The following is a 12,628-nucleotide window of genomic DNA, read 5'->3' as shown; positions in this document are numbered from 1 at the left end:
CGAAAAATAAATGAAAAAAGATTTTGTGTGAATGTATAGAATCTCTCAAAAATGCTCAGAATGGTTGCTGAGGTGATGAGAAATGAGAGAAGAAGAAAAAAATCAATCTTCTAAACAATCAAGTTTTAATGTCCAACGCTTTTTAAGAAGACGCTGGATTCTACCAGCAGTCTACTTAGGAGCAGCCGCTGTTGTCCTTAGTGCATTCTTTATGTTACAAAATGGAAACGAAAGTGCTTTACCAATTGATGAACTGGATAATATTGAACAACCAACTGATGGTAACTTCCAGTTTGACCAAGAAGCTGTACCTGTAACAGGAACGGCGGAAACTTTTAAACTTCCTGTAGCGGAAGAAAATGATGTTGATGTTGTTGGTCACTTTTTTGATTACGATGCAAGCCCTGAAGAACAGCAAGAAGCTCTTGTATATTACAATAATACGTACCGTCCAAACACAGGAATTGACTTAGCAAAAGAAAGCGGTGAAAGCTTTGATGTCACTGCTGCCTTAAGTGGGACAGTCGTAAAAGCTGTAAAAGATGAGTTACTTGGATATGTTGTAGAAATTAACCATGACAATGGAGTAGTTACACACTACCAAAGCTTAGATAAAATTAATGTAGAAGAAGGCGCTTCAATTAAACAAGGGGAGATTCTTGGACAAGCGGGTCGCAACTTATATAACAGTGACGCTGGCGTACATGTTCACTTTGAAATCCGCCACAATGGAGTAGCTGTGAATCCACTTGATTTCATGAATCAAACATTGCAAACGGTTGTTGACAAAAACACTGCAGCTGATGAAGATGAGTCAGACGAAAAAGAGTCAGGTGACAAAGAATCAGACGACAAAGACTCAGACAAAGAAGCTGAAGATGCTAAAGAAGAACAGCCTGAAACTATCAATTAATAGTTTTAAAAAAATCTGTCCACTATGAGGCAGATTTTTTTTGTAAAAAAAACAAGTCTAAGTAACTAATTTCATAATATAAAAAGGCAAAATAGTTGACGAGCTATCAGAACATTTGGAATAATATGTTCTATAACTAATATAATGAAAAAAGGTTGTATTGAAACAGTTTTTTATTTTTAGGAAGGAATGGTAGCGCTTTCTATCAAATATAATAGTACAGGAGGATATTATGCTATACATATTTCTAGCCGTTCTTGCTCTAGCTATTTTTTTCACTTTCAAACTTAAAAAACCACTACTTTTATCCCTGCCCTTTGTCGCAATATTCTTATATCTAATCGTACAAATCATCATGGTTCCTATGCCTTTAATGGATACTGTCAAATTTATTTTTAGCTTGAGGTAAGATAAATGAATACGTGTACATCTTGTAAACATACTGAATGGACCATGATAAACAAATGGCAATACTTTTTTATGCTTTCGATATTACCGTTTGTTTGCGCGATGCTCATTGGTTATTTTTTTCACTCATTTTTCGTCATTCTCGGCATAGTTGTTATGCTTATTAATTATAAGGTTGCAACGAAAAAGGCTCCTCTAAAAATCTGCAGAACTTGTAAACTTGTTTCATAGTTTTATGTAACCACCTAATTTGAAAGCGATTACATTCAGTGAAGGAGGTGAGACAATGAAAAAAATCGATAAGGAAGTGGCTGATGCGTATTTTAAAGCACGTAATAAGGTAATTGCTGTTTGCCTAATTATTGGCGGACTTGCATCTTTTGGTGTTGTTCTTTTTGCTGAAGCACTCTCTAGTATTACTTTTATGGGAATGCCGTTCCATTATTACATGGGAGCACAAGGCGCAGTACTAACTTTCATTATCATGCTTTTTGCCAATGCCATTATTAGCGACAAAATTGACAAAAAATTCGGTATAAATGAAGAAGAAAATGTTCGTTTAAGTGCCGGAAAATCAGTGGACCACTAATAGTTCTAGTAATTAATCTTGCTTTAAGTAGGGGGGAATCAATTTGGATGCACAAGCAATAGTGTCTTTGCTCATGATTATGGCCACATTCGGGTTGTACATTGGAATATCGATTTACAATCGCGCGAAGGCCACGTCTGACTTTTACGTAGCTAGTCGCGGTGTGCCGCCAGTGTGGAATGGTATGGCCATCGGTGGAGACTGGATGAGTGCCGCTTCCTTTATCGGGATGGCTGGTACAGTTATGATTTTAGGATATGACGGTTTGGCCTATATCATGGGTTGGACTGGTGGGTATTTATTTTTAACATTCTTATTAGCACCTCAACTTAGAAAATACGGTCGTTATACGGTACCGGAATTTATCGGTGACCGTTTTGACTCAAATCCTGCACGCTTAATTGCAGCGATTGCGACGATTATTATTAGTTTCGTTTATATAATTGGCCAGTTATCAGGTTCTGGGGTTGTTATCGGCCGAATCCTGAGTATTGACGCGATGTACGGCACAATGATTGGTGTTGTCGTTATTGCCATTTATGCAACACTAGGTGGGATGAAGGGGATTACGTGGACTCAAGTGGCGCAATATATCATTTTAATTATTGCCTACATCATTCCCGTTATCTTTATGTCACTTCAAATTACAAATAACCCGTTACCATGGCTTACATATGGAAACATCGTTAGCCAACTTGGGGACCTTGATAGAGAGTTAGGATTAAGTGAGTATTTTGCTCCATTCCAAAGCAGTAATAAAGCTCATTTCGTTGCATTATTATTCTCATTAATGGTCGGTACTGCGGCTCTTCCTCACGTTATCGTACGTTTCTATACGGTAGCGACGATGAAAGCAGCACGTTGGAGCGGCGCATGGGCGATTCTTTTTATCGGATTACTTTACTTATCAGCTCCTGCATACGCAGCATTTTCTCGTTTCATTTTAATGACTCAAGTGGCAGGTCAGCCGCTTGACCAACTTCCGGCTTGGACACAAAGTTGGATTGATACTGGTCGTTTACAGCTAGCAGACACGAACGGTGATGGCATTCTTCACTGGGAAGAAATTCAAATCAGTAATGATATTGTCGTTATGGCGACTCCAGAAATCGCAAATCTAGGAATGTTTGTTATTGGGTTAGTTGCAGCCGGTGCGATGGCCGCGGCCTTATCAACTGCCGGTGGTTTACTTATTACGATTTCATCATCGTTTGCACATGACATTTACTATCGTCTCATGAATCCACAAGCGTCTGATAAAAAACGCTTATTGGCAGGGCGTATCGCCATTGTTGGGGCAACCGTCGTGGCGGGTATTGTCGCACTCGACCCTCCTGGCGTTATCACGCAAATTGTGGCTTGGGCCTTTTCAATTGCAGCAGGTACTTTCTTCCCAGTTCTTTTACTCGGGGTGTGGTGGAAACGTTGTAATGCACAGGGAGCAATTGCCGGGATGCTAACGGGTCTTACAGTTACAATCCTTTATATTGTATTAGCACGTAACGGAATCTTCACGTTCATGGGTATTGGTGACACAGGTGCCGGTATCATTGGAGCACCAATTAACTTACTTGTAACGTATATCGTTGCGATGAGAACGCCTGCACCATCACAAAAGCTTCAAGATGAAGTGACAGACCTTCGTTATCCAGAGCAAATGACATATCGCGATGGCGAGGTATGGATGGATGAATCCGCAGGAAAATAAAGACCGATTTACTCAAATAAAGAGGCACCCTCTGTTTCAGGGGGTTTCCTCACTTGAGTTAGAGCGGCTCATTGAAAAATGCAATCTGAAAGACTATGAAAAGTCTGAGAAAGTACTTTATTCAAAAACGCCTCGTGAAGGGCTTCTGCTCATCCTATCAGGGATGGCAGAGGTCTTTATTCAAGATGATAAATCCCTAAATCACCAAGAAGTACTTGAAATATTGGAAACGGGTGATATTATCGGATTTTCAAGTCTCGCCGATTTTCTCGGTGAACCCAATCATCACCCGCATTCCTATACAGTCGAAGTGAGAGCGTTAGCCCCATGCAGTTGCTTGCAAATTCCGTACTCTGTCATTGAAGAACGCTGGCATGATGATAGTGTGAGAGATTATATTTTACGACAAGTCGCCGTTCGGCTCCGTGACATTTATGGATCCCTCGCAGAGCAAGTCAAGCTAGCAAACCAGTGGGGAGAGAGCGAGGCTTTTATAAGACGGATTTGTGATGTGATGAATGGGCCAGTCGTATCCGTTCAAGAACAAGAACCGATTCAAAAAGTAGCTGAAACGATGGCGACACATTCAGTCAGTTCCGTCGTTGTCCTTGATGAGCAACAACACCTTAAAGGAATTATTACGGAAAAAGACCTTGTGGTTCGTGTAATTGCAGCGGACAAACGAGCGGCAGTGGCCGAGGATATTATGTCTAAAAACCCAGTTACAATCAGTCATAATGCCTACTATTATGAGGCGATGTCCACCTTTTTAATGAGCGGGATTAAACACCTACCAGTCGTTGACAAACAAAAAGTAATTGGCATGGTGACGATGGCAGACTTATTAAGAAAGAAAAACCATGGCACGTTAGAAATCGTTCAAACGATTGAGGAATCCTCATATGAGACTCTGCCCAATGTAAAATTTGCAATCTATGATGTTTTGCAACAGCTACTCCATGATGAAATCCCTATTATTCACACATTAGAAATGATTACTAAGCTGTATGACCGTTTACTATCGCATAGTGTGGATTTAGCAGTAAAACAGCTAGAGCAAACAGGACATGGTCGTCCGCCTGCTCCGTTTTGCTTTTATGCAATGGGAAGTGGTGGACGAGCCGAACAATTTTTATTAACCGACCAAGACCATTTTCTTGTCTATGGTGAAGGTGAGAACAGCGAAAGTTACTTTGCTCGCCTTGGTCAAGCGATTGTCGACCATCTTGAACATGCCGGCTATAAAAAGTGTGACGGCAAGATGATGGCAAGTGAAGAGAACTGGAGGGGAAGCATTCCAGCTTGGCAGACACGCCTCCGAAACTGGGCGTTACGAGCCACGAATGACAACATCCTTCTTGCACAAAATTTCTTATCCTTCCGTCTGATACACGGAGATCAAAGACTCCATGACCAATTTGTAAAAGAAGTAAAAACACAAGTCCAACAATCTCGGATCTTCTTTTACCGAATGGCAGAAATCGAACGAGACCAGCCCGTACCGATGCTAGACCACCCGGTACGTGCGTTATTTAGAAAGAAACGAAAATCAATTGATATCAAAAAAGATGCATTGTTCCCGTTTCATCACTCTCTGCAAATGCTTGCAGCTAAGCATCATATTGTAGAGGGGACGCCATTACAAAAACTAGAGACGCTGAAAAAAGAAAATATTTTATCTGAGTCAACCGTTGATGAGGTGAAATACGCCTATAGCGTCGTACTCCACACTAGAGTTACACAAGGATGGTCCAAGTATAAGCGAAATGAACAAAGCACAAGTGAAATTGTCTTCACTCGCTTACGTTCAAGAGAAAAAGAAGAGCTCATGCTTGCGTTAAAAGCGATACGTAACCTTCAACAGCACACGATAGCCGAATTTGGAATGATGTAAAGAAAACCTTTGTTGGTTTGAGGCTCAAAGAACGGATATAAAAAGGGGGCAGTCTTAAACCAACACCAAAAGGGGGACAGAAGAGATGATGTTTTGGAAAAAGAAAAAATTCCAATATCTACTCGACCGACAACCGTCGTTAAATACTCGGCTAAGAGATATGTCTTTTACAATATTTGATACGGAAACAACCGGATTTTCCGTCGGAGCACATGACCGCATGATCGAGTTAGCCGCGGTTCATGTTCAAGGAACAACCGTCACTGACATGACTTTTCATACGTACGTTAACCCAGAGCGGGACATCCCACACGACATTTCTACACTCACTGGAATAACAGAGGATAAAGTAAAAGAGGCACCGCCCGCACTAGATGCGATTGAACAGTTCTTTCAGTTCACCGAATCGTGTGAAAGTGATGGCTGGGTTGGACATTATTTAAGCTTTGACTTACTTGTTTTAAAAAAAGAACTACAGCGCCAAAAGTATACGTATGAACAACCTCTATCGATTGATACCCTTGATATGATCGGATACTTCAATCCATCTTGGGATATGAGAGATTTAAGCAGCTATGCAAGAACCTTTGGCACAAATATGTTTGACCGTCACAGTGCCTTAGGTGATTCTCTAACAACCGCGTACCTTTTCGTAGAATTACTTCGATTACTAGAAGAGCGGGGGAAAACAACGTTAGCAGATTTAATCCAAATCACAGATAATCCAAGCAGAGCCTTTCTTTAAGAGAAGGGTTCTTTTTGTCGAAAAAATAGGACTAGTAAAAATTTGCTAATATGGTACTATTTCTTAAGTTAACTTATTGGATATCCTCTTTATTTTACGTCCTAAGACCGTAGACAACCATGAATTATGAGAGGAATTACTAAGGGCGCAAATATTGTTACACAAACGACAATAAGTGTTTTAAAGGAGTATGGTATGAAAATATATAGATACAAAGAAAAGTTAAATGATTATGAGTGCTTTGATTATGTTAATTCAGAAGATAAAGAATTTTTCCTTTTTGACTACAAAGGACAATCTTTAAAAAACAAATGGGATGCTCTTCCTGTAAAAACAAGTGGAAATGGGATGAAAAGTGATTTCCCGTACACAATGGTTAATTCAACGGTATTTAGTGAACGTGCAGTAAAGGTACTAGGGGATTTTCTAGAAAATACTGCAGAAATTATTCCTGTGGACCACCCAAAAGGCAAATACTATTTAGTGAACGTGGTAAATGTTCTGAAGGCAATTGATGCAAATAAAAGCGAAATTATATATCGCGAAGATGGAAAATTTTCAAGATATAAAAGGTTAGCTTTTCATGAAGATTTAGTTGCCGAACAACATATCTTTAAAGTCTATTATCACAATAAGCATTTAATAAAGAATACAGCACTCTTTGTTTCGGAAAATTTTAGAGATTGTGTACTTAATAATGAGCTAGTAGGTTTAGATTTCTTTGAAGAATGGGATTCAGAAAGAGCGTATGAAGATGAGAAGAAGGCCTTTGAAAAGATGGTTACTTTCATAAATGGTTCCCTAGATAAAAACTATTCCTTTGAAGAGGCTTTGCAACAAGTACTCAAAAAAGGAAAAACAGCAATTAGTGACAAATGGGCAATTCGTAGAATGTCTGATAAAGATGCTGAACTAGGGGAATTACAACTAGATGGAACATATCTTTGGATGAAGCCAGCTTTCATACCCCCGATTTTGCTATCATATCAGTGGGGAATTAAAGAGGAAATACAAGCATAGAGTTAATTTGAATGAAAAGAATGTCCGTTAGTTGGACATTCTTTTTTGTGTGCTGAAAATGTGGTAGCCAGTGTAGCCCCTTTTGTGAGAAAGGAGAAAAAATAAAATCGTTGGCCGTAGAAGATGATTGCTTTCGGACAAGAGCAGGAATCTTTGTTCAATTTAGCAAAATACAAATTGAAGCAAAAAGTGCAAAAGTTTACAATAAAATTGTAGGTGTATACCATACATTTTATTAGAATTAGAAATTAGGAAGCACAATACGTTATTCCATAGAAAATGGTGTATGGCTACCTAAGGTACCAGGTATTTCTAGCCACTTTGAAGAGGCCTGGGAAGGTGGTTCATATATTGCCACTCATAATGGAAGGTATTTAACTAGTTATTTTGATGAAGTTGACAAAAAAATAGCGGAAGTATTAGAAAATAATACAGAGCTATCAGAAGAAGCTATACATACAGCACTTGTAAAAACATTTCATTAGATAAGGGAGAAGCAAAATAAAAAAGAGATGGGGTGTGCGTATTGAAACTATTCCTTCGAAGAAGCTTTGTAACAAGTACTTGAATCTTTGAGTGGGCTAACGAATAATTTTAAGGGAATAGAGGAGTTCATGATGATAGACAAAAATGAAAAAGAAACTTTATTGCTTGATAGTGAAGAAAATTTCAATAGATTACTTGAGATAATTGAATCAGTTCCTAGTAGAAAAAGGGGAATTTCGATTGAAACTCCCGAAAGAGATAAGAATTTTCGTGATGTAATCATGCATCTTTATGAATGGCATGCCATGCTTGAGAGATGGTATAAAGAAGGGATGGACGGGGATATTCCTTTTATGCCAGCGCCTGGTTATAAGTGGAGTAGTATTAAACTCCTTAATATGCGAATATGGGAAAACTATCAGGATGTGACGTTAGCCCAAGCTATCAAAAAATTGAAGTTAAGCCATCAAAGAGTAATGAACTTAATCAAATTACATACCAATGAAGAACTCGTGGTAAAAAAATATTATAAGTGGACAAAAACAAGTAACTTGTTAAGCTATTTTTCAGCAAACACATCAAAGCATTACATATGGGCCATTAAAAAATGTGAAGGTATGGCTAAGACTATAAATAAAGAGGAAAGTAAATGACAGTTCTATCATCGTGAGCCTAATCAGTATATCGTATGTATGCGATTTTCTATTGGGAGGATTAAGGCAATGAATGTCCGAAAACTCTATCGGACACAGGATCCCCTATTTCTTCAAAAAAAGCAAAATATACAACGTAACGGACATACGATCCTCTATTTGAGCTAAACTCTACCAATTTGAACATTTTTTCAGCAAATAGGGTCTCTGGTGTCCGTTAGCTTTATAAAAACTCAAAAAATACAAAAATAAGGGACTGTATGTCCGTAATGAATCCAAAATGAGGAGATAGCACCGACCGATCAAGCGGCGTGCTATCCTTTTTTTTTGTAGAAGATAGGAAGCTCATGTCGAAGTTTCACGGATAAAAGAATTGCTCAGTTTATTTTCAGAAAATTACGATAAAACTCGTTGACCGTGCTATTATTCTAATGTAAACTGGTATAGACATATAGTTGACTTTAATACTTGAGTACAGCTTACTTAGTTTTGTTTTTTTTTTTTGGAGAGGCTCTAGCAAACTAGCAGTCTACCAAAAATTCATAAAATAAAAAGGAGGATTTAAAATGAGTATGGGTGTAAGGATTAAGGTAAGAAGTTTAGGATTAGTAGTATTAGCAGTGTTACTCCTACTATCGTTAATGCTTCCATCGATGAAGGTTGCCGCAGAAACAAAAGGGGACTTTAAAATCATCGGGTATTACACATCATGGTCTCCACCAACGAATTTAGATGCTAACCAAGTGACACACTTAAATTATGCTTTTGCCGATGTTTGTTGGGATGGGATACATGGAAATCCAGAAGTGTGGGTGCCTGAGGGCGAAAGTAATACGTGGCCTTGTCGAGGACAAGGAGAAGAAGTTCTTGATGTACCAAACGGAACCGTTGTCCTAGGAGACCCAGAAAACGACACAGATACATTATTTGAGGGAGATACAGAAGAACAAGATTTTGCGGGAAACTTAAATCAATTACGCAAGCTTAAACAAACAAACCCAAACTTGAAGACGCTGATCTCCATTGGAGGTTGGTCATGGTCAAACAATTTATCCTTAGTTGCAGCTACGCAAGAAACGCGCGAGGTGTTTGCCAAGTCAGCTGTTGAATTCATTCGAACGTATGAAATGGACGGAGTCGACCTTGACTGGGAATATCCCGTTAGTGGAGGGATGTGGAACAACCACCGAAGTCCTGATGATAAAGTAAACCATACGCTGCTCCTGCAGGAAATTCGCAATGCCCTTGATGAGGCTGAACAAGAGGATGGTAGAGAATATCTACTTACGATAGCGTCAAGTGTCAGCTTTGCTTATTTAGAAAACAATGAGTTAGATAAAATTGCCGAAATTGTAGACTTCATTAATATCATGACATACGATTTCAACGGAGCATGGGCGCAAAAAACAGGACACAATGCACCACTTTTTAAAGATGACCGAGCAACAGAAGCAGATGTTCATCCTCATAATATCGAAGCCGGAATCACAGGTCATTTGACTCACGGAGTACCAAAAGAAAAGCTCGTCATGGGTCTTCCATTTTATGGTCGTTCTTGGGGAGGGTGTAACCAAGACAATAACTTTGAGAAAATCGATAACGGTGGCTATCAGCAATGTACCGGACCTGGCATTGGGAATTTAGAGCCTGGTGTATACACATATAGCTATATCCAAGAAAATCTACTGAACCAAAATGGGTACACTCGTTACTGGAATGACGTCGCAAAAGTACCTTACTTATATAATCAAGAAATTGGTGAGTTTGTGTCGTACGATGACCCTGAGTCCCTTACACACAAGGTCAACTTCATAAAAGATACAGGATTGGCTGGTGCAATGATTTGGGAGTTAAGCCAGGATGATAACAATGCCATTCTTCTAACAACAATAAATGAAGAATTGAGTAGAACGAACAGCACACCACCAGATGGTGATGATGGAGACGATGGTGGCGATGATGGTACAGGTGGAGACGACGGCAATGATGGTGGAACCGGCGGAGATGATGGCAGCGGGGATGATGATTCTGGTGATGACGGAACGCGCGACGACGATAAAGACGATGACGATGATTCAGATGACAATGGAAAAGGAAATGACACCCCAACTCATGAAACACCTGGAGACAGAGCAAATGATGATGTGGACAAAAAGGAAGAAACACCTCCTGTAAAAAAGGATGGAGGAAGCAAGGGTGATGGACAGAAGCTCCCAAGCACAGCAACGAATTTATTTAACTGGCTTTTAGCTGGTTTGCTATTAATTGGAGCGGGGACTTCGCTCTACTATTATCGTAAAAAAACAGCAATTTCATAATGGATTCACTAATAGCAAAACCGTTTGCGGGGCCTAGGTAAAAGGAAAAACTCCTTTTGTCTAGGACTCTTTTTTGGTTTGTCTTGCAAAGGTGAACGTAGAACCAACAAAACTAGTAAAATCATTGGAACAATTGAGTTGATATATGAGAGAATGTCTAGAAATGGATTCGGAAACGCTACGAAAAAAATGAGAAGAAAAAACCGAGGGCAAAATGATAACTTTCTGTAATCTCAAACGTTATGTTCATAGAAAGGGGGAGAGGGATGACGGCATCGATTGACCAATTGTATAACAAGCATGCGCATGATGTGTACTATTACATCCTCTCCCTCTGCCGGAACCATCACCTAGCCGAAGAGATCACGCAGGAGACCTTTTACCGAGCGTATGTCTTTATCGACCAGTATGATGGAGAGAGGATTAAAGCTTGGTTGTTTAAGGTAGCCTACCATACATTTGTGGATGTCACCCGAAAAAATAAACGAATCCTAACAGAGGGCGAACCTTTTTTTCAACAACAACCAGACGAAAGTAGAACGCCTGAACAAACCTATGAAATAACGGAAGCTTTAGCGGAAGCGGGACAGTTCATTTCAAGACTTCCACAAAAACAACAACAGGCGATTTTGCTACACGATATCCATGAACTAAGCTACCAAGAAGCCGCAGAGATTTTAGAAGTGACAATAGGATATTTTAAAATCCTCTTATATCGGGCACGACAAACGCTTCGCCAAGAAAGGAGCAAGTATGATGAGTGATGAGTTTAAAGAACAATTAATAAAATTAGAACGTGGTGAGCTATCACCTGAAGAACAAGTAGAAATAGAAGAAGAATTGGAGAAGCTAGAGATTCTTCAGGAGCACATCGATAGGACGACGATAGAACAGATGCCTCCCCAAAAGAAACAACAACTCAATATAAAAAGAAGCAAATGGCGCCTCCGATTCGAACAAATGGCTACACTTGCGGCAGTAGCTATCTTGTTTACAATTTTGAGTTCAATCATAACCATGGGCTATTATAGCATCGGAAATAAAGGCCATCACTATCCAGAAATTGCTCGTATGACATATGAGGTGACAAATCCAGGACTATCTCTCTCTGGGGGAACGAATGCAACTCCTTACTTTCAACTGAAAGCCGACTATACATTATCCAAGCAAGTAGGACGAGGAAGCGAAATAATAGGGACGATGACAACGACGCACTTTTTTTCACTGCTTGCTTATCCTAATAAACAAATGTGGGAATACCCAGCTGCTTTTTTTGAAATACCAGGAACGACCACGATTTCATATGAAGAATGGGACCGTGCGGAACAACTTGGGTCAGGCACTGTAATAAACGCTGCCGTTTCTTTTGACCAATTTTATCATACGGAAGAAGTTCATGGACTCTTAGACGAATATAATCTTGATATTCTCTTTTATGGTGTCGATACAGGGGAAACAAAGGAAATGTACGGGAGGATTGATCCGGTGGGCTTCCCGGCTTGGCCTTTGTGGCTACAATCAGACCGAACTCTCCATAATGTTGTAGACAAAGGGACTTACAAATTAGAAAGTTACAGCTATCCAGATGTTCAAGAAAACGATGAAGAGGTACTTCAACAGCAATTTATAAAAGTATTGGAATTCCTAAATACGTATCAAAGCCAGGCCGAAAAATATCATTCTGACTTTGCCTATTACACGATTGAGGATAGGTTGGCGCATATTAAAGAAAACGGAATTCGTCACTACGGAGTATTACTAACTGGACCTACAGAAGAAATCCTAAAGCTAAAAGGCGAATCTTGGATTACACGCTTTGAAATCCAAGATGTAGATTTTTATAACTGGTAACTAGCAAAAACCTTGAGAGAAGAAATACTCTTAAGGTTTTTTA

General features: G+C 39.5%; 10 protein-coding genes. All 10 read left to right on the top strand.

Annotated elements, in window-relative coordinates; translation table 11 throughout:
- Positions 1 to 82: 82 nt before the first annotated feature.
- Positions 83 to 913 (top strand): stage II sporulation protein SpoIIQ, encoded by an 831-nt coding sequence (locus BK585_RS21295; RefSeq protein ID WP_078556094.1) that lies wholly within the window; start codon positions 83 to 85, stop codon positions 911 to 913.
- 694 nt (positions 914 to 1,607) lie between these two features.
- Entirely contained in the window at positions 1,608 to 1,910 is a 303-nt protein-coding gene (locus BK585_RS21290; protein ID WP_078556092.1) for a DUF4212 domain-containing protein, read from the top strand.
- A 43-nt stretch (positions 1,911 to 1,953) separates the two neighbouring features.
- Positions 1,954 to 3,618 carry a sodium:solute symporter family protein gene (locus tag BK585_RS21285; RefSeq protein WP_078556090.1) on the top strand — a complete coding sequence of 555 codons (1,665 nt, stop codon included), beginning with the start codon at positions 1,954 to 1,956 and terminating at the stop codon, positions 3,616 to 3,618.
- The gene (locus BK585_RS21280; protein ID WP_078556088.1) at positions 3,599 to 5,512 is read left to right on the top strand and encodes a DUF294 nucleotidyltransferase-like domain-containing protein; all 1,914 of its coding nucleotides are present in this window, start codon (positions 3,599 to 3,601) and stop codon (positions 5,510 to 5,512) included. The genes BK585_RS21285 and BK585_RS21280 overlap by 20 nt, the downstream gene beginning before the upstream one ends.
- Positions 5,513 to 5,600: 88 nt before the next feature.
- Positions 5,601 to 6,257 (top strand): 3'-5' exonuclease, encoded by a 657-nt coding sequence (locus BK585_RS21275; protein WP_078556973.1) that lies wholly within the window; start codon positions 5,601 to 5,603, stop codon positions 6,255 to 6,257.
- 195 nt (positions 6,258 to 6,452) lie between these two features.
- Positions 6,453 to 7,277: an imm11 family protein gene (locus BK585_RS21270; protein WP_078556086.1), complete on the top strand. Its 825-nt coding sequence runs from the start codon at positions 6,453 to 6,455 to the stop codon at positions 7,275 to 7,277.
- 617 nt (positions 7,278 to 7,894) lie between these two features.
- Positions 7,895 to 8,416 carry a ClbS/DfsB family four-helix bundle protein gene (locus BK585_RS21265; RefSeq protein ID WP_078556084.1) on the top strand — a complete coding sequence of 174 codons (522 nt, stop codon included), beginning with the start codon at positions 7,895 to 7,897 and terminating at the stop codon, positions 8,414 to 8,416.
- A 566-nt stretch (positions 8,417 to 8,982) separates the two neighbouring features.
- Positions 8,983 to 10,734: a glycoside hydrolase family 18 protein gene (locus tag BK585_RS21260; RefSeq protein WP_078556083.1), complete on the top strand. Its 1,752-nt coding sequence runs from the start codon at positions 8,983 to 8,985 to the stop codon at positions 10,732 to 10,734.
- Between the two features lie 266 nt (positions 10,735 to 11,000).
- On the top strand, positions 11,001 to 11,498 hold the full coding sequence (locus tag BK585_RS21255; protein WP_170885674.1) for an RNA polymerase sigma factor: 498 nt from the start codon (positions 11,001 to 11,003) through the stop codon (positions 11,496 to 11,498).
- Complete coding sequence (locus BK585_RS21250; RefSeq protein WP_170885673.1) at positions 11,491 to 12,585, top strand: anti-sigma factor; 1,095 nt, start codon at positions 11,491 to 11,493, stop codon at positions 12,583 to 12,585. Before BK585_RS21255 ends, BK585_RS21250 begins: the two co-directional genes overlap by 8 nt.
- The last annotated feature ends 43 nt before the right edge of the window (positions 12,586 to 12,628 follow it).

This window comes from Bacillus alkalicellulosilyticus (assembly GCF_002019795.1).
Taxonomy (GTDB): domain Bacteria; phylum Bacillota; class Bacilli; order Bacillales; family Bacillaceae_F; genus Bacillus_AO; species Bacillus_AO alkalicellulosilyticum.
This window is presented reverse-complemented; position numbering and strand designations above follow the sequence as displayed.